The sequence below is a fragment of the Mesorhizobium sp. Cs1299R1N3 genome (assembly GCF_037179625.1).
GTDB lineage: Bacteria > Pseudomonadota > Alphaproteobacteria > Rhizobiales > Rhizobiaceae > Mesorhizobium > Mesorhizobium salmacidum.
The window spans coordinates 154,725-171,717 of the sequence record NZ_JAPYKQ010000004.1; the positions used below are offsets into that span (position 1 = coordinate 154,725).

Consider the following 16,993-nt stretch of genomic DNA (forward strand, 5'->3'; position numbering starts at 1 on the left):
ATCTCCTGCAGCTGAAATAGGGAATCCCAATTCCCATTCCTATTTCAAAGGACGCCCCTCGGCCGAATTTAAAACGTTTGCATTTTTGCGAAAGCCGATTACAAACGTTTCAACTTCGCTCTTGGGAGGAACGATGACGAACCGCGTCATCACGCTGAAGGAGCTCGCGGCAAGCCTCGACCTGTCGATCACGACGGTGTCGCGGGCGCTTGCCGGCCACGAACAGATCGCTCTCAAGACGCGCGAACGTGTCGCGCAAGCGGCGCGGCAGGCCGGCTATGTGCCCAACACCGCGGCGCGCACGCTCGTTTCCGGCCGCAGCGGTTTCGTTGGCCTGGTGTTGCCGATCCGCGGGCCGAACCTTGTCGATTCCTTTCTGGGCGAATTCGTCACCGGGCTCGGCGAAGGGCTGGTGTCGCATGGCGCCGACCTCATCCTTGCCACCGCCGCACTTGGCCATTCGGAGCTGTCCGTGCTGCGCCATGTCGTGGAATCCGGACGTGCCGATGGCGTCGTCGTCACCCGTATCGCCGAAGTCGACGAGCGCCTCGCCTATCTGCGCGAGCGCGGCTTTCCGTTCGTCGCGCACGGCCGGCTGCTCGACAGCGAGTTTGCCTACAATTGGCTCGACACCGACGGCGCGCATGCCTTCGGCGAAGCCTTCGACATGCTCTACGATCTCGGCCACCGCCATTTCGGCCTGGTGACGATCTCCGAGCCGATGACCTTTCGCCATCTGCGACAGGATGGCCTTGCCACCGCTATCGCCCGGCGGGGCGACCCGTCGGTGCGGCTCGACGTGGTGACGGCGCCGCGCTTCGATCATGAGGCCCGCATCGAGGCCGTCAACCGGATGCTGAAAGGGCCTGACAGACCGACGGCATTCGTCGCTCTGTTCGACGAGCTGGCGCTGACGGTAATGGAGGAGGCCGCCCGTGCGGGCCTCGATGTGCCGCGCGACCTCTCCGTCATCGGTTTCGACAACATTGCCGCATCGGCCTACGCGCCGCCGGGCCTCACCACGTTCGATGCCTCGATCCGCCAATGCGCGCGCGAGATCGCCGACATGCTGCTCACCATCATCGCCGGCAGGCCTGCCGCACCGCTGACGCGACTGATCCGGCCGACGCTGGTTGCGCGCGCAAGCCATGGACCTGCGCCGCGGACAAGAAGCTGACGCCGCCATGACGGCGCATATCCAGGGAGGAAGACCGTGATGAAGGGATTGAAAACGCTGGCCGGCGTTGCGCTGGCACTGTCGCTTGCCTCAGGCGAGGCGCACGCCCAGCAGGTGCTGTTCTGGTCGACGCAGGCGCGCCCGGTCGAGGAAACGCAGAAGATGCGCGACGAGGTGCTGAAGGGGTTCGACGGCGCGGTCGACTATCAGGTCGCCGAGGCCGGCCCCTGGCTCACCCGCCTGCAGGCCGAATTGCAGGCCGGCACCGGCACCATCGGCGTGCTCGGTGGCCTGCATGGCGACTTCTCCAGCGTCGGCGCGAGCCTTGCCGATCTGTCCGGCGTCGATGTCGGTGCCGTCAAGGTCAACGAAGCCTACAGGAAACTCGGCATGCTCGGCAGCGGCGAGCAGAAATACCTGCCGTGGATGCAGGCCACCTACCTGATGGCGGCCAACAAGCAGGCGCTGCAATATTTGCCGCAAGGCGTCGATCTCAACACCATCACCTATGACCAGCTGATCGAATGGTCGAAAAACATCGCCGAGAAGACCGGTTCGCCGAAATTCGGTTTTCCGGCCGGTCCCAAAGGGCTGAAGCATCGTTTCTTCGAAGGCTTCCTCTATCCGTCCTACACCGGCTCGATGGTGACCAAGTTCCGCTCGGCCGAAGCCGAGATCGCCTGGAACAAGTTCAAGGAACTCTGGCAGTACACCAACCCGAACTCGACCAACTATGCCTTCATGCAGGAACCGCTCTTGAGCGGCGATGTCTGGGTGGCGTTCGACCATGTCGCGCGCCTTGCCGACGCCTTCAACAAGAAGCCCGGCGACTTCGTCGCCTTTCCGGCGCCGGCCGGCCCTGCCGGTCGCGGCTTCATGCCTGTCGTGGCCGGTGTCGCCATTCCCAAGACTTCGCCTGACATGGACAAGGCCAAGGCGCTGGTCGCCTATATGCTCAAGCCGGAAACCCAGATCGCGACGCTCAGGGCGACCAATTTCTTCCCGGTCGTCGACGTCAAGCTGCCAGACGATATGCCGGCCTCGGTCAAGGCCTTCGGCCCGGCGATCGCAACCATGACCGGTGCTTCCGATGCTCTGCCGGCGTTGCTGCCGATGGGGCTCGGCGATCTCGATGGCAAGTTCAACCAGGTCTACACCGACAGCTTCGAGCGCATCGTGCTGGGCGGCGAGGACGTGCACGGCGTGCTCGGCGAGGAAGCGACGGCGCTCAAGGCGATCATCGACCAGTCCAAGGCGCCGTGCTGGGCGCCCGACAAGCCATCCGACGGCGCTTGTCCCGTCGATTAGACCATGATCCCGAAAAGTGGAAACCGGTTTTCGGAACAGATCATGGTTAAACAAAAGTAGGAATCCTCCCAAGGGGGCGTCCGGAGTTTGTTGCACTCCGGGCGCCCGGGCCGCGGCATCGCAAAGGAGAAACACCATGCACGGCAAGGCTCTGCCCTATCTGCTGCTGATGCCGGCGACCTTGTTCCTCTGCATCTTCTTCCTCTATCCCTTCGCGTTGGTCGCCTTCGAGGCGCTGACCCGCGACGGCGCCTTCACACTCGACAATTTCCGCACCATGGCCGGCAGCTGGAAATTCCCCGTCACCGTGCGCAACACCCTGCTGCTGGCGGCAATCGTCGTGCCGATCCAACTGGTCATGGCTCTTTTGATGGCCAGCGTGGTTTCACGGCTGGAGACAGGGCGAAGTGCCGTCCTCTACGTCTTCGCCATCCCGCTCGGCATTTCCGATCTCGCCGCCGGCCTGATCTGGCTCGCCATCTTCGACCAGTCCGGCTTCCTCAACACACTGCTTTCCAGCCTCGGCATCGTCGACAGGCCGGTCATGTTCCTCGGCTACCAGAGCAAGCTGACCATCTTCATCGCCGTGGCGCTGGCCGAGATCTGGCGCGCCACCGCGATCATGATGGTCATCCTGGTCGCCGGCATGGGCCTGATCCCCAAGGAATACTACGAGGCGGCGGAGGTGTTTGGCGCCAGCCCGTGGCAGCGCTTTGTGCGTATCACGCTGCCGCTGCTTCGTCCCAGCCTGCAGACGGCCATCATCCTGCGCGTCATTCTCGCCTTCGAGGTCTTCGCCGTGGTCGCGGCACTTGGCGGCACCAACCTGCCGGTGCTGATGGGTGAGACCTACAACTGGCAGTTCACGTTGCAGGACCGCAATGTCGCGGCCGCCTCCGCGCTGCTCATCCTCGCCATCTCGATCGGCTTCACGCTGTTCTTCCTCCGGGTGCTGCGGGTGCCCAAGGAGGCCAGGATATGACGGAGGCCAGGATATGAGGGAGGCGCGGATATGAGCGCCGTGACCGATGCGCGGGTCACCACGCCGGCCGATGCCCGCAAGGCCGGCAACTGGCTGCTGATCGCCACCGCGATCGTGCTCGGCGTCTGGGTGCTGCTGCCGATTTACCTCCTGATCGTCAATGCGCTGTCGTCGCCCAGTGAGGTCACCGCGTTTCCCAAGCGCTTTCTCCCGTCCTTCGACCTCGGCAGCCTGTCGTTCTTCATCAATTTCGCCGGCGTCGCCAGGGCGCTGTGGAACTCGGTGCTCGTCGCCACGCTGACGATGATCCTGGCAATCGGCTTCGGTGCGCCGGCCGGCTACGCGCTGTCGCGCTTCGATTTTCCGGGAAAGGGCACGTTCCGCTTCCTGGTGCTGATGACCCGCGCATTCCCGCTGCCGCTGCTGGCCTTGCCCTTGGCGGTGATGTTCATCCGCACCGGCCTCGACGACACCGCCATCGGGCTGGCGCTGGTTCACACCACGCTGGCGCTGCCGTTCGCCGTGCTCATCACCTTCTCGCTCTTCTCAGGCATCCCGGTCGAGCTCGAGGAAGCGGCCTGGACGCTCGGCTGCACCCGTTGGCAAGCTTTTCGCAAGGTCATCCTGCCGCTTGCCTTGCCCGGCATCGCCGCTTCGGCGGTATTTGCCTTCACCATCTCCTGGAATGAGGTTTTCGCCGCCGCCGTGCTCACCATCGAGAACCGCACGCTGACAGCCTTCCTGCTGCAAAGCCTTGGTGAATCGCCGCTCTATCTCAAATTCGCGGGCGGCGCGGCCTTGGTCGTGCCGGCGCTGATCTTCATCTTCGCCGTCCGGAAATACCTGTTCGCCATGTGGGGGATCGCCAACCGATGACACGCGCCACGGAGACGGCTGATGGCTGAAATCGCAATCAAGGGCGTGGCCAAGCGCTTCGGCGACTTCACCGCGCTGCATCATGTCGACCTCACCATCGCCGACCAGGAATTCATGGTGCTGCTCGGCGCCTCGGGCTGCGGCAAGACCACGCTGCTCAGGATCGTCGCCGGACTGGAGACACCGAGCCAGGGCGAGGTCTGGATCGGCGGCCGCCGCGTCGATCATCTGCCGCCGCGCGATCGCGGCATCGCCATGGTGTTCCAGAATTATGCCGTCTTTCCGCACCTGACCGTGTTCGAGAACATTGCCTTCGGCTTGCGCATGAAGAAACTGCCGCGGCAGGAAATCGAGCGCCGCGTCAACCGCACCGCCGAACTCATGCATATCGAGCAACTGCTGAAGCGCTACTCCGGCCAGTTGTCAGGCGGCCAGCGCCAGCGTGTCGCCGTCGCCCGCGCGCTCGCCATGGAGCCTGATGTCATCCTGATGGACGAGCCGCTGTCGAACCTCGACGCGCTGCTGCGGTTGGAAATGCGGGCCGAACTCAAAGGCGTGCTTGCCGGGTCGAAGACCACCACCATCTATGTCACCCACGACCAGGTCGAGGCGATGAGCCTCGCCGACCGCATTGCCGTCATGCATCAGGGCCGCATCGTCCAGGCTGCGTCGCCGGTCGAGGTCTACCGCAATCCGGCGGCGCGCTTCGTCGGCTCCTTCATCGGCAATCCGCCGATGAATTTCCTGCCCGCGACCAAGGCAGCGAACGGAAACTGGAATGTTGCCGGGCTGGCGCTGTCCGGGCCTAAATCGGACAGGCAGAAGATCGAGTTCGCCATTCGCCCCGAGGATGTCGATGCCGGCGGCGAGGGCCTGCCCGCCACGGTGCGCATCATCGAGCCGCTCGGGCCGCACACGCTGGTCACCTGCGATGTCGAGGGCGCCCTGTTCCGCGCCGTGCTCGAGTCCGGCGCAGCCATTGCCGTCGGCGATCGCCTGCGGCTCGCTCCCAGGCCCGACCGCATCCGCTGGTTCGACCCCGAAACGACGCAAGCCTTGTGAAAGACCTGAACCATCCATGACCGCTCATGCCGCCAATGACATCATCGCCCGCGCCGTCGAAGTGCTGAAGGAGAACGATCAGGGGACCTATACCATCCCGACAAAAGGTCTCTATCCGTTCCAGTGGAACTGGGATTCCTGCCTGACGGCGCTCGGCCTTGCCCATTATGACGAAGCGCGCGCCTGGACCGAGATCGAGACGTTGTTTGCCCATCAGTGGCCGGACGGCATGGTGCCGCATATCGTCTTCCATGTCTGGAACGACAGCTATTTTCCCGGTCCCGAGGTCTGGCGAACCGGTCGCCCGACCGCCACGTCGGGCATCACCCAGCCAGCCGTCGCAGGCTTTGCCGTGCGGCGCCTGTTCGACCGCGCCAAGGACAGAAAATTGGCCGCCGAGCGGGCCCGCGCATTGCTGCCGAAGATCGATGCCTGGCATCGCTGGTTTTACGAAGACCGCGACCCCAAGGGTGAGGGGCTGGTCGCCATCATCCACCCCTGGGAATCCGGCCGGGACAATTCCATCGATTGGGACGATGCCTTCGAGCGCGTGCCGACCGAAGGCGTCGAGCCCTACACTCGTCGTGATACCTTGCATGCCGATCCGGCGCATCGCCCGACCAAGGCGCAGTACGATCGTTATCTCTGGCTGGTGCAGCGTTTTCGCGGGCTCGGTTGGGACAACGCGAGACTGCACGATGCCTCACCTTTCCAGATTGTCGATCCCGGCTTCAACGCCATCCTGATCCGCGCCGCCACCGACCTTGCCGATCTTGCCGAAGCGCTTGGCGAGACGGCGATCGCCAAGGCCAACCGCGCCCGCGCGCAAAAGGGCCTGGCGGCCATGGAGCGGCTTTGGAGCGACGCGCACGGCCAGTACCTCTGTCTCGACCGTGTCGCCGGCACGCTGGTCGACAGCGCTTCCGTTGGCGGCATCCTGCCGGCCTTTGCCGCGATCCCGAAAGACCGCGCCGCTGCAGTCGCCGCGACCGTCGAACGCCTTGCCGGCAGCGCGCGTTACGTCGTGCCGTCACATGATCCCGGTGATCGGCGCTTCGACGCCAAGCGTTACTGGCGCGGCCCGGTCTGGCTGGTGGTCAACTACATGATCGCCGACGGCCTTGCCGCCGCCGGCCACGGTCAGGTCGCACAGCGCATCACGCAATCCAGCCTCGACTTGATCCGGGAGAGCGGATTTGCCGAATACTACGACCCGCTGACCGGTGAGCCGCTCGGCGGCGGCCGTTTCACCTGGACGGCGGCGATGGTGATCGAGTTTTTGCGTGATGCGCAAGTGGGTGGTGCCTAAGCTTGTCGGAGCGGGAACGCTTCGTCTCTTCAGGACGCCTTTTCGCCGACTAGATCAAATCGCTCGATCTCGCATTCGCGGCTGACCAGCGTCAGGATTTCCGTTGAAGGTTCAGTCGCATCGGACTGTCTCCATTCGAGATTGAACGAATACACGAAGCGGTCGCGGCTGATGTCATGCTCCATCCTGGCGAGGCGTGCGCCATAGCCGAGCGGCCGCACCATCTCCTGCAGGTCGGGCGGTGAACTTTTCGGCCAGGAAACCGACAGCATCGCATGGTGGTCGCGCGGAACCTTGAGGTCCACCCATTTCAACACCTGAAGCGTCAGCAGCGTCAGCACTGTTGCAATTGCCGCAAGACCGAACTGGCCGCCGCCAAAGGCAAGTCCGATCATCGTCATGATCCACATGGTGGCCGCGGTGGTGACGCCGGTCACGAGGTCGCCGCGCCGCAGGATGGCGCCGCCGCCGATGAAGCCGACGCCGGTCAGCACGCCGAGCGGCAGACGCAGTACGTCCATGCGGGCGAAGAAATCCATTCCCTTGCCCGTCGTATCAAGCAGCAAGTTGGCCTGGATCATCGCAACAGCGGCCGCAAGGCCGACCAGGATGGTCGTCCGAAGCCCGGCGGTGTGGCCGCGCGCTTGCCTGTTGAGGCCAATGAGGAAACCTGCAACCACCACAAGCAGCAGCCGTGCGACAAGATCGGGCCATGTCGGATGAAGCGGCATATCGCAGCAAAGCGGCTCGAACATCGTTCTGTCAGGCGGCGCCGGCGCTCCGCCTCTCCTGCTTCCCCGGGTTCTCGGCACGGCTCGGCGCCGATGTTCCTTGCGGCTGGCCGGTGCGCCGCGACCTCGGGCTGTCGATGTAAGAACCTCTTTGCCCTCGCGAAGTTCCCGCTGGCCAACCGCACGCGATTTGAAAGGTGACGCTTGACTTCGGTTCCGGCATGTGAAAAATTTTGCAGCAACTGATAAAAATATCACCGGGATGGAAACGTGGTTGGTTTTGGAAACGGCCTTTCTCGGGACGATGATGCCAGCATGGCGGCGCGCGCCGCCTGGCTTCATTACGCCGGCGGCCTGACCCAGTCCGAGGTCGCCAAGCGGCTGGGGCTGACCAGCCTCAAGGCCCACCGCCTGATCACCAAGGCCAACCAGGAAGGGCTGGTGAAGGTCTATATCGACGGCGAAGTGTCGGAATGCGTCGAGCTCGAGGACGAATTGTCCCGCCGCTACGGCCTCGATTATTGCGAGGTGGTCCCGGATTTCGATTCCGAGGATCTGCCGCTCAAGGCGCTCGGCATTGCCGGGGCGCAGTTCCTCAAGCGCGAGATCGAACGCGGCGAGCAGTCGCTGATCGGCGTCGGCCATGGCCGCACGCTCGCCGCTTGCGTGGAATACCTGCCGCGCACCACCACCGACCGGATCCGTTTCGTGTCGCTGCTCGGCGGCCTGACACGGAAGTTCTCGGCCAATCCGCATGACGTCATCCACCGTCTCGCCGAGCGCACCGGAGCCGAAGCCTATGTGATGCCAGTGCCGATGTTCGCCAACACGGCGGAGGACCGCATCGTGCTGCTGGGCCAGAAGGGCATCAGCGAGGTCTTCGATCTCGCCAGATCCGCCGACCTGCTGTTGGCCGGCGTCGGTACCGCCGAGCGCGAGGCTTCGCTGGTTGCCACCGGCATGATCGAGAAAGGCGAGATGGAGGAGATCCGCCGCAATGGCGGCGTCGGCGAATTGCTCGGCCATTTCTTCGACGACGCCGGCAAGGCGGTGGCGACCACCGTTTCCAACCGCGCGCTGGCGCTGGCGCGCGAGGATATCGCCAGCCGCCGGATCGTCGCCGTCGCCGGTGGCAAGATCAAGGTTCGCGCCATCAAGTCGGTGCTGGAGGGGCGCTATTTGAAAGGCTTGATAACAGACGAGCGGACGGCGCGATCGCTCGTGGAAGAGACGCCGGTCGGGTAGCCGGCAACGGTTCAGTTGAAACTACCCTGTGGAGGAGAAGACCAAATGCATGAGAAAGAGAAAGACCTCATAGACGCCTTCCTGCGCGGACAAGTCGACCGTCGCGGATTGATCAAGGGCCTTGGGGCGATGGGCCTCGCCGCCGGCACCGCCGGCACGCTGCTCAACCTGGGCCAGACCCGCGCGCTTGCCGCGGACTTCGACTGGCAGGCACATAAGGGCAAGACCATCAAGCTCTTGCTCAACAAGCATCCATACGCCGACGCCATGATCGCCAATCTTGAGAACTTCAAGAAACTGACCGGCATGAACGTCGTCTACGACGTATTCCCTGAAGACGTCTATTTCGACAAGGTGACGGCCGCATTGTCGGCGAGCTCGCCCGAATATGATGCCTTCATGACCGGCGCGTACATGACCTGGACCTACGGCCCAGCCGGCTGGATCACCGACCTCAACGAATGGATCAAGGATCCGGCCAAGACCAACCCGAACTATGCCTGGGACGACTTCCTGCCAGGCGTCAGGAATTCCTGCGCCTGGAACGGCAAGCCGGGCGGAGCTCTGGGATCGGAAGATGCCAAGCAATGGTGCATTCCGTGGGGGTTCGAGCAGAACAACATCACCTACAACAAGGCGATGTTCGACAAGGCGGGCGTCAAGGTCCCCGGCAATATGGACGAGATGGTGGCCGCTGCCGCCAAGCTCACCAAGGATGTCGGCGGCGGCGTCTACGGCATTGGTGTGCGCGGCTCGCGCTCCTGGGCGACCATCCATCCGGGGTTCCTGTCGGCTTACGCCAATTTCGACCAGAAGGACCTGAATGTGTCGGCCGACGGCAAATTGTCGGCCGCCATGAACACCGCCCAGTCCAAGGCTTTCCACAAGCAGTGGGTGCAGATGATCCAGGAGAGCGGCCCGAAGGACTGGTCGACCTACACCTGGTATCAGGTCGGCACCGATCTGGGCGCCGGCGCCTCGGCGATGATCTTCGACGCCGATATCCTCGGTTACTTCATGAATGGCGGCGACAACAAGATGGCCGGCAAGCTTGCCTTCGCCGCCTTCAAGGCGAATCCGGAGGCCAAGGCACCAACGCCGAACATCTGGATCTGGTCGCTGTCGATGTCCAACTTCTCCAAGGACAAGGACGCCACATGGTACTTCATGCAATGGGCCTCCGGACCCGAGCATGCGCTGTTCGGCGCCACCAAGATGGATTTCGTCAACCCGGTCCGGCAGTCGGTCTGGAAGGATGAAGCTTTCCGCGAGAAGCTGAACAAGAGCTATCCGGGCTATGTCGAGATGTTCGACGCCTCGGCACCCGGCGCCTCGATCAAGTTCACGGCGCAGCCGCTTTTCTTCGATCTCACCACCGAATGGGCGGCGACGCTGCAGAAGATGGTGTCCAAGGAAGTGCCGGTCGACGAAGGCCTCGACAAGCTGGCCGAGAGCATCAACGGCCAGCTCAAGGAAGCCGGTCTCGGTTAAGTCGCAACGAGGGCCGGCCTGCTTGGCGGGTCGGCCCTCGTCATACGTTTTCATGTTTGCGATGCGGTGCCGAAAGGTGACCGCTATTTCGCCCGACCGGCCGCCTTGCTCCCTTGGGCGGCCGGCAGGGGCGAAGCGACAGCAACAACGGAGCAGCTCGATGACTGCGGTGGTATCGCAAAGGCTTAAGCCATCCGGCTTCAGGATCAGCAAGCGGGTGTTGCCCTATGTGCTCAGCCTGCCGGCCTTGCTGGTCTGCATCGGCATCCTGATCCCGTTCCTGACCTCGGTCGTTTACTCGTTCCAGCGCTACCGGCTGAGCCAGCCCTGGGCGCGGCAGTTCAACTGGGGCGACAACTACATCTCCTTCTTCACCGATCCGAAATTCTGGAACACGCTGAAGGTCTCGCTGCTCTATGCCGGCACCACCGTCGTGCTGGAACTGCTTTTGGGCCTCGCCATCGCCTTGCTGCTGCAGAAGCGCTCGACGCTGAACAACTTCATCTCGATCATGCTCCTGATGCCGCTGATGACGGCGCCGGCGCTGGCAGCGCTGATGTGGAAGCTGATGACCAATCCCGGCTTCGGCGTGCTGAGCTATCTCGCCAGCCTCATCGGGCTGCAGGATTTCCGCTGGGCCTCGTCGCCGTCGACGGCGCTGTTAACCGTCGTGTTGGTCGACATCTGGGTCTACACGCCCTTCATCATGATCCTGCTGCTTGCCGGCCTGCGCAGCCTGCCGACGCAGCCCTTCGAGGCGGCGGCACTCGACGGGGTGCCGAGGAGCTTCGTCTTCTTCCGCATCACCCTGCCGATGCTGACACCCTACATCCTGACGGCGACGCTGTTCCGCCTGCTCGATTCCATCCAGCAGTTCGATATCATCTACGCGATGACGCAAGGCGGCCCGGGCGACACGCTGACCGTCTTCCAGGTCGAGGCCTATCTCAACTTCTTCCAGTCGACCAATGTCGGCCGCTCGGCGGCGCTGATGATCATCCTGTGGGCGATCACCTATTTCCTCTCCAACATCTTCATCAAGAACTGGCTCAGGCTGCGCGAACGCGCCCGCGGCCAGGCATAGGAGGCGGCGATGGAACATACCTCGCTTCTCGAACGCATCCTGCGCGGCGTGGCACTGACGCTGGTGGTGATCTTCTTCATGTTCCCGATCGTCTGGATTTTCATGATGTCGTTCCAGACCAACGAGACCATCCTGCGCATCCCGCCGCAGCTGATCTTCGAACCGACGCTCGCCAATTACACCGCGCTGATCACCGGCAAGCTGATGACCGCCGCCGGCACGCTCGACATCGCCTTCATGCGCAACCTCTGGAATTCGGTGTTCCTGTCGGTGACCTCGGTGGCGGTTTCGCTGCTGCTCGGCGTGCCGGCCGCCTACGCCTTCGCGCGCCACAAATTCCGCGGCTCGGAGGACATCGCCTTCACGCTGCTGTCGTTCAGGTTCGCGCCGGCACTTCTGGTGCTGCTGCCGCTGACCCTCTATTTCCAGAAGCTCGGCCTGGCCAACACCTATATCGGGCTGATCTGGGTCTACCAGCTGATCTGCCTGCCGCTGATCCTGTGGATCGTGCGCGGCTATTTCGAGGATATCCCGGCTGACATCGAATATGCCTACCGTATCGGCGGCCATTCCTGGTTCGCCACCTTCCGCAAGATCGCGCTGCCGCTCGCCGGCCCTGGCATTGCTGCGGCCGGCCTGCTCGCCTTCATCTTCGCCTGGAACAATTTCGTCTTCGCGCTGGTGCTGGCTTCGGCCGACAAGCAGCCGGTGACGGTCGGCGCGCTCGCCTTCATCACCTCATCCGGCATCCAGTACGGCCAGATTTCGGCGGCCATCGTCTTGTCGATCACGCCGACACTGGCGCTCGCCCTCTACGCACAGCGCTATCTGGTCGAAGGCCTGTCGCTCGGCGCGGTGAAAGGATAGAAATGGCCAGCCTCGAACTCAGAAATCTCGTCAAGCGCTACAAGAGCCAGACCGTCCTCGACGATTTGTCGCTGACCGTCGCGGATGGCGAAACGCTGGTCCTGTTCGGACCCTCGGGCGCCGGCAAGACTGTGCTGCTGCGCCTGGTCGCCGGCGTCATCGATCCGGACGAAGGCAAGATCCTCATCGGCGGCGAGGACATGACCGATGTCGACGCGGAATTCCGTGGCGTCGGCATGGCGTTCCAGAATTTCGCGCTGTTCCCGCATATGAGCGCGTTCGACAACATCGCGACGCCGCTCGAGGCCAAGCGCTCGTCGCAGAGCGCGATCAAGGCCGGCGTCGAGAGCGTCGCCAAACTGTTGAAGATCGGCCATGTGCTGAGCCACAAGCCACGCGCGCTCTCCAACGGCCAGAAGCAGCGCACGGCCCTTGCCCGCGCTTTGGTCGGTTCGCCGCCGCTGCTGCTGCTCGACGATCCCTTGCGCAATGTCGACGCCAAGCTGCGCTTCGAGATGCGGCTCGAACTGCCCAGGCTGCTCGCCGATCGCGGCGCCACCGTCGTCTACGTCACCCAGGATTACAAGGAAGCCATGGCGCTCGGCGACCGTATCGCTGTGATGTCGCAAGGCGTCATCAGGCAGCTCGGCACGCCCGAGCAGATCTATCGCGAGCCGGCCAACATCGAGATCGCGCGGCTGTTCGGCGACCCGACCATCAATCTGCTCGACGTCAAGCCCGCGCGCGATGGCAGGGGCGGCTATGTCGGCCTGTCCAATGTGCAGGTCCATCTCGCCGATGTTCCCGAGACCGCCATCGGTCGCGACTGCATCATCGGGCTGAGGCCCGAGGCACTGCATTTCGTTGGCGAAAACGAGCCCGGCGCCATTCCGGTGACGGTCGAGGCCGAGACGCCGCTCAACGAAAAGATCGTCACCCTGGTGCGCACCGTTCGCGGCCGTGAAATCCTGGTCTCGCGCCCGGCCGGAACGCCGGGCCGCAGCGAAGGCAAGGCCCATATCGTCGTCGACGGCAAGAGCGCCTTGCTGTTCGACAGGGCGAGCGGTGAGCGCATAGGCGCGAAGAACATTGTCAATCTGCGCAGTGGAGAAGCGGCATGAGCGCCAGCGCACTCACCATTTCCGGCGTCGACAAGTTTTATGGCCCGATCGACCGCGGCGTTCACGCCGTCAAGAACTTGACGATGGAAATCGGCAAGGGCGAGATCGTGGCGCTGCTTGGCTCGTCCGGCTGCGGCAAGACCTCGACGCTGCGCATGATCGCCGGCTTCGAGGAGGTCTCGCGCGGTACGATCGCGGTCGCCGGTCGCAAGGTCCACACCTTGCCGCCGGTCAGGCGCAATGTGGCGATGGCCTTCGAGGGCTACTCGCTCTATCCGCCGCTCACCGTGCGCGAGAACATGGCCTTTGCCCTCAAGGCCGCCCGGCTGCCTCGGAGCGAGGTCGATGCCAAGGTCGCCAGCATCGCCAAACTGCTGGAGATCGAGGACATATTGGAGCGCTACCCCAGCTCCATTTCGGGCGGCCAGCAGCAGCGCGCCAGTCTTGGCCGGGCGCTGATCCGGGAAGCCGACCTGCATCTGCTCGACGAGCCGATGGGGCAACTCGAACCGCAGCTTCGCGCGGTGCTGCGCGGCCGCATCAAGCATTTCATCAAGGAGCGCGGCCTGACCGCGATCCTGGTCACTCACGATCAGACCGAGGCCAACGCGCTTGCCGACCGCATCGCGGTGATGGAAGGCGGCGTGCTGCAGCAGTTCGACACGCCGGACCGGCTCAAGGAGCGTCCGGCCAACCTGTTCACCGGAACCTTCGTCGGCGAACCGCCCATGAACGTCTTCGAGGCCTTTGTCGGGACCGCTGCCGGCCGCATCAATCTGCGGCTGCCCGACGGCCTGTCGCTCGACTACGACAAGGACGCCTTCAGCGCTCCGGTGCGCGACCAGTTGCTCAGCCGCGAGCGGGTGGTCATCGGCATCAGGCCTTACGCGGTCCGGCGCTCGAAAGAGGGTGTTCCGGCCAGGGTCTCGGCCAACCAATGGCTCGGCGACCAGACCCACATCGCCGCCGATTTCGCCGGCGGTTCGCTGGTGCTGGTCGAGCATGACCGCACCCGGCTCGACCTCGGCGCGCCCATCAATGTCAGCATCGATCCCAAAAACCTGCACGTCTTCGACCAGGCGAGCGGCATGGCGATCTCGCACGGCATGGAGCTCGCGTGATGCGCGACATATTGATCGGCATCGATGCCGGCACTTCCGTCATCAAGTCCATCGCCTTCGACACGAAAGGCCGCCAGATCGCGGCCGCGGCGACGCCGAACCATTATGAGACGCTGCCGGGCGGCGGCGCCGAACAGGATCTGGCGCGCACCTGGGCCGATGCCGCCACGACCCTGCGCCAGCTCGCCGACAAGGTGCCCGATCTCGCCAGCCGGACCGTCGCCATCGCGGTGACCGGGCAGGGCGACGGCACCTGGCTGATAGATGGCAAGGGCGAGCCGGTGGCCAAGGGCTGGCTTTGGCTCGACGCGCGCGCCGCCGGCGTCGTCGAGGAAATCCGCGCGCGGCCCGACGACCGGCTGCGCTTCGAGAAGACCGGCAGCGGGCTCGCCGCCTGCCAGCAGGGCTCGCAGTTCGTCTTCATGAAGCGCACCATGCCCGAAATGCTCGGCAAGGCTGCCACCGCGTTCCACTGCAAGGATTGGCTCTATTTCAAGCTCACAGGCGAACGCGCCACCGATCCGTCCGAAGGGACCTTCACATTCGGCGACTTCCGCACCCGCGACTATAGCGGCGACGTGCTCGACGTCCTCGGCGTCGCCGATCTCAGGCACCTGCTGCCGCCGATTGTCGACGGCACGAGGCACAGCACCGGACTGTCGCCGGCGGCTGCCGCCGTCACCGGCATGCTTGCCGGGACACCCGTCGTGCTCGGCTATGTCGATGTCGTCTGCACCGCGCTCGGCGCCGGCCTCCTCGATCGCGAGCGCAAGCCCGGCTGCTCGATCATCGGCTCCACCGGCATGCACATGCGGCTGGCCGAGACGCCCGACGATGTGCAGCTGAACGAAGCGGCGACCGGTTATACGATGGCGATGCCGGCGCCGGGCGTCTTCGCGCAGATGCAGTCCAACATGGCGGCGACGCTCAACATCGACTGGGTGCTTGGCCTTGCCTCGGGCATTCTCGCCTCGCAGGGCATAACCCGCAGCAATGGCGAGATGATCGCGCTGGTCGATGCCTGGATAGCGGCCTCGCAGCCGGCCTCGCTGCTCTATCAGCCCTACGTGTCTGAAGCGGGTGAGCGCGGACCGTTCGTCGATGCCAATGCCAGGGCGGGCTTCGTCGGCATTTCGTCGCGCCACGGCTACGCCGATCTGGTGCGCGCCGTCTTCGAAGGCTTGGCCTTCGCGGCGCGCGACTGCTACGCCGCCATGGGCCCGCTGCCACGCGAAATCCGCCTGACCGGCGGCGCCGCCAGAAGCCCGGCGCTGCGCAAGATACTGGGTGCGGCCATCGGCGCCGACACGCGCACCAGCGCGCGCGAGGAGGCCGGCGCCGCCGGTGCGGCGATGATCGCCGCGGTCTGCGTCGGCCAATACGCCTCCATGGACGAATGCGTCGGCGAATGGGTGACGCCGTTGCTCGGCGAGGCCGAGCCGAGCGACCCGGACCTCGCCGCGATCTACGACAGGATGGCCCCCTCCTACATGCTGGCGCATCAGGCCTTGCGGCCGGTCTGGCGTGCCATGGCGACATCGCAGGAAAATTGAGAAGTCGAGTATGCCCAGGAAAATAGCGATCATTGGCGACAACTTCATGCTGCCGGAGGTGTTTCGCGCCAAAATCGAGAAGGTTGTCAGTGGCGACCTCGACATCAGGACCTTGCAGACGGCCTGGCCCGACGAGCCGATGGAGTTCGGCAATCCGGCGCTCGGCCTCGACAAGGTCAAGGAATATTTCGGCCATCCCGACGAGGTCGTCGACTTCATCGGCGACGCCGAAATCCTCGTCACCCAGCTTGCGCCCCTGTCGGAAGGCATGATGCGGCGCCTGCCGTCGCTCAAACTGGTCGCGGTGTCGCGCGGCGGACCGATCAACATCGACATGGCTGCCGCCAAGACGCACGGCATCACCGTGGTCAATGTGCCCGGTCGCAACGCCACCGCCGTGGCCGAGTTCACCATCGGCGCCATCCTTGCCGAGACGCGCCTGATCCGGGTCGGCCACGAGGCCCTGCGCAAGGGGGAATGGCGAGGCGATCTCTACCGCGCCGACCGCACCGGCCGCGAACTCGGTGAAATGACCGTCGGCGTCGTCGGCTACGGCAATATCGGCACGAAAGTGGTGCGTCTGCTGCGTGCCTTCGGCTGCCATGTCCTGGTCAGCGATCCCTATGTGCAGTTGAGCGCGGAGGATCGCAACGCCGGCGTCGAACTGGTTGCGCTCGACGATCTCCTGTCGCGCGCCGACGTGGTCACGCTGCATTCGCGGGTGACCGGGGAAACACGCGGCCTGATCGGCAAGGACACCATCGCGCGGATGAAGCCTGGGGTGATCTTCGTCAACACGGCGCGTGGCCCATTGGTCGACTATGACGCGCTTTACGAAGCGCTGGTTTCGGGGCAGATCGCCAGCGCCATGCTGGAGACCTTCGCGATCGAGCCGGTGCCCTCGGACTGGCCGCTGCTGCAGCTTCCCAATGTGACGCTGACGCCGCATATCGCCGGCGCCTCGGTGCGCACCGTGACCTATGCCGCCGAGCAGGCCGCCGAGGAAGTGCGCCGCTACCTGGCCGGCCTGCCTCCGGTCAATCCGTGCTGAGAGCGATGGCCATGA

The 16,993-nt window shown here is 64.3% G+C and carries 15 protein-coding genes; 14 read left to right on the forward strand and 1 reads right to left on the reverse strand.

The window, feature by feature from the left end; translation table 11 throughout:
* The first annotated feature begins 133 nt into the window (after positions 1–133).
* The 6 genes from O7B34_RS11885 (at position 134) to O7B34_RS11910 (ending at position 6,714) form a co-directional block, all read left to right on the forward strand.
* Positions 134–1,177, forward strand: a complete 1,044-nt coding sequence (locus tag O7B34_RS11885) for a substrate-binding domain-containing protein (protein WP_337146254.1) — start codon at positions 134–136, stop codon at positions 1,175–1,177.
* Positions 1,178–1,216: 39 nt separating this feature from the next.
* A complete protein-coding gene (locus tag O7B34_RS11890; RefSeq protein ID WP_337146255.1) occupies positions 1,217–2,485 on the forward strand; it encodes an ABC transporter substrate-binding protein in 1,269 nt (422 codons plus the stop codon).
* Between the two features lie 136 nt (positions 2,486–2,621).
* Complete coding sequence (locus O7B34_RS11895) at positions 2,622–3,467, forward strand: carbohydrate ABC transporter permease (protein ID WP_337146256.1); 846 nt, start codon at positions 2,622–2,624, stop codon at positions 3,465–3,467.
* Between the two features lie 30 nt (positions 3,468–3,497).
* Positions 3,498–4,343 (forward strand): carbohydrate ABC transporter permease, encoded by an 846-nt coding sequence (locus O7B34_RS11900; protein WP_337146257.1) that lies wholly within the window; start codon positions 3,498–3,500, stop codon positions 4,341–4,343.
* A 21-nt stretch (positions 4,344–4,364) separates the two neighbouring features.
* Positions 4,365–5,405 carry an ABC transporter ATP-binding protein gene (locus O7B34_RS11905; protein ID WP_337146258.1) on the forward strand — a complete coding sequence of 347 codons (1,041 nt, stop codon included), beginning with the start codon at positions 4,365–4,367 and terminating at the stop codon, positions 5,403–5,405.
* Between the two features lie 16 nt (positions 5,406–5,421).
* A complete protein-coding gene (locus O7B34_RS11910; RefSeq protein ID WP_337146259.1) occupies positions 5,422–6,714 on the forward strand; it encodes an amylo-alpha-1,6-glucosidase in 1,293 nt (430 codons plus the stop codon).
* A gap of 29 nt (positions 6,715–6,743) precedes the next feature.
* Here the strand turns inward: O7B34_RS11910 and O7B34_RS11915 are convergent, their stop codons facing one another.
* The gene (locus O7B34_RS11915) at positions 6,744–7,469 is read right to left on the reverse strand and encodes an MgtC/SapB family protein (protein WP_337146260.1); all 726 of its coding nucleotides are present in this window, start codon (positions 7,467–7,469) and stop codon (positions 6,744–6,746) included.
* Positions 7,470–7,715: 246 nt separating this feature from the next.
* Here O7B34_RS11915 and O7B34_RS11920 point away from each other — a divergent pair, with 246 nt between their 5' ends.
* The 8 genes from O7B34_RS11920 (at position 7,716) to O7B34_RS11955 (ending at position 16,978) form a co-directional block, all read left to right on the forward strand.
* A complete protein-coding gene (locus tag O7B34_RS11920; RefSeq protein ID WP_337146261.1) occupies positions 7,716–8,690 on the forward strand; it encodes a sugar-binding transcriptional regulator in 975 nt (324 codons plus the stop codon).
* 45 nt (positions 8,691–8,735) lie between these two features.
* Complete coding sequence (locus O7B34_RS11925; protein ID WP_027142218.1) at positions 8,736–10,181, forward strand: ABC transporter substrate-binding protein; 1,446 nt, start codon at positions 8,736–8,738, stop codon at positions 10,179–10,181.
* Between the two features lie 160 nt (positions 10,182–10,341).
* Positions 10,342–11,265: a carbohydrate ABC transporter permease gene (locus O7B34_RS11930; RefSeq protein ID WP_140505586.1), complete on the forward strand. Its 924-nt coding sequence runs from the start codon at positions 10,342–10,344 to the stop codon at positions 11,263–11,265.
* 9 nt (positions 11,266–11,274) lie between these two features.
* Positions 11,275–12,132, forward strand: coding sequence for a carbohydrate ABC transporter permease (locus tag O7B34_RS11935; RefSeq protein WP_027142220.1), 858 nt, complete (start codon positions 11,275–11,277; stop codon positions 12,130–12,132).
* 2 nt (positions 12,133–12,134) lie between these two features.
* Positions 12,135–13,253, forward strand: coding sequence for an ABC transporter ATP-binding protein (locus O7B34_RS11940; protein WP_337146262.1), 1,119 nt, complete (start codon positions 12,135–12,137; stop codon positions 13,251–13,253).
* Positions 13,250–14,374: an ABC transporter ATP-binding protein gene (locus tag O7B34_RS11945; RefSeq protein ID WP_027142222.1), complete on the forward strand. Its 1,125-nt coding sequence runs from the start codon at positions 13,250–13,252 to the stop codon at positions 14,372–14,374. Before O7B34_RS11940 ends, O7B34_RS11945 begins: the two co-directional genes overlap by 4 nt.
* Positions 14,374–15,927 (forward strand): FGGY-family carbohydrate kinase, encoded by a 1,554-nt coding sequence (locus O7B34_RS11950; protein ID WP_337146263.1) that lies wholly within the window; start codon positions 14,374–14,376, stop codon positions 15,925–15,927. Before O7B34_RS11945 ends, O7B34_RS11950 begins: the two co-directional genes overlap by 1 nt.
* 10 nt (positions 15,928–15,937) lie before the next feature.
* On the forward strand, positions 15,938–16,978 hold the full coding sequence (locus O7B34_RS11955; protein ID WP_337146264.1) for a 2-hydroxyacid dehydrogenase: 1,041 nt from the start codon (positions 15,938–15,940) through the stop codon (positions 16,976–16,978).
* Positions 16,979–16,993: the final 15 nt, after the last annotated feature.

What these genes read in the sequence shown, in the direction of transcription:
- O7B34_RS11910 (WP_337146259.1), top strand. Translation starts at nt 5,422, where the DNA reads ATGACCGCTCATGCCGCCAATGACATCATCGCCCGCGCCGTCGAAGTG.
- O7B34_RS11935 (WP_027142220.1), top strand. Translation starts at nt 11,275, where the DNA reads ATGGAACATACCTCGCTTCTCGAACGCATCCTGCGCGGCGTGGCACTG.
- O7B34_RS11905 (WP_337146258.1), top strand. Translation starts at nt 4,365, where the DNA reads ATGGCTGAAATCGCAATCAAGGGCGTGGCCAAGCGCTTCGGCGACTTC.
- O7B34_RS11890 (WP_337146255.1), top strand. Translation starts at nt 1,217, where the DNA reads ATGAAGGGATTGAAAACGCTGGCCGGCGTTGCGCTGGCACTGTCGCTT.
- O7B34_RS11930 (WP_140505586.1), top strand. Translation starts at nt 10,342, where the DNA reads ATGACTGCGGTGGTATCGCAAAGGCTTAAGCCATCCGGCTTCAGGATC.
- O7B34_RS11940 (WP_337146262.1), top strand. Translation starts at nt 12,135, where the DNA reads ATGGCCAGCCTCGAACTCAGAAATCTCGTCAAGCGCTACAAGAGCCAG.
- O7B34_RS11950 (WP_337146263.1), top strand. Translation starts at nt 14,374, where the DNA reads ATGCGCGACATATTGATCGGCATCGATGCCGGCACTTCCGTCATCAAG.
- O7B34_RS11885 (WP_337146254.1), top strand. Translation starts at nt 134, where the DNA reads ATGACGAACCGCGTCATCACGCTGAAGGAGCTCGCGGCAAGCCTCGAC.
- O7B34_RS11945 (WP_027142222.1), top strand. Translation starts at nt 13,250, where the DNA reads ATGAGCGCCAGCGCACTCACCATTTCCGGCGTCGACAAGTTTTATGGC.
- O7B34_RS11955 (WP_337146264.1), top strand. Translation starts at nt 15,938, where the DNA reads ATGCCCAGGAAAATAGCGATCATTGGCGACAACTTCATGCTGCCGGAG.
- O7B34_RS11900 (WP_337146257.1), top strand. Translation starts at nt 3,498, where the DNA reads ATGAGCGCCGTGACCGATGCGCGGGTCACCACGCCGGCCGATGCCCGC.
- O7B34_RS11915 (WP_337146260.1), bottom strand. Translation starts at nt 7,469, where the DNA reads ATGTTCGAGCCGCTTTGCTGCGATATGCCGCTTCATCCGACATGGCCC.
- O7B34_RS11925 (WP_027142218.1), top strand. Translation starts at nt 8,736, where the DNA reads ATGCATGAGAAAGAGAAAGACCTCATAGACGCCTTCCTGCGCGGACAA.
- O7B34_RS11895 (WP_337146256.1), top strand. Translation starts at nt 2,622, where the DNA reads ATGCACGGCAAGGCTCTGCCCTATCTGCTGCTGATGCCGGCGACCTTG.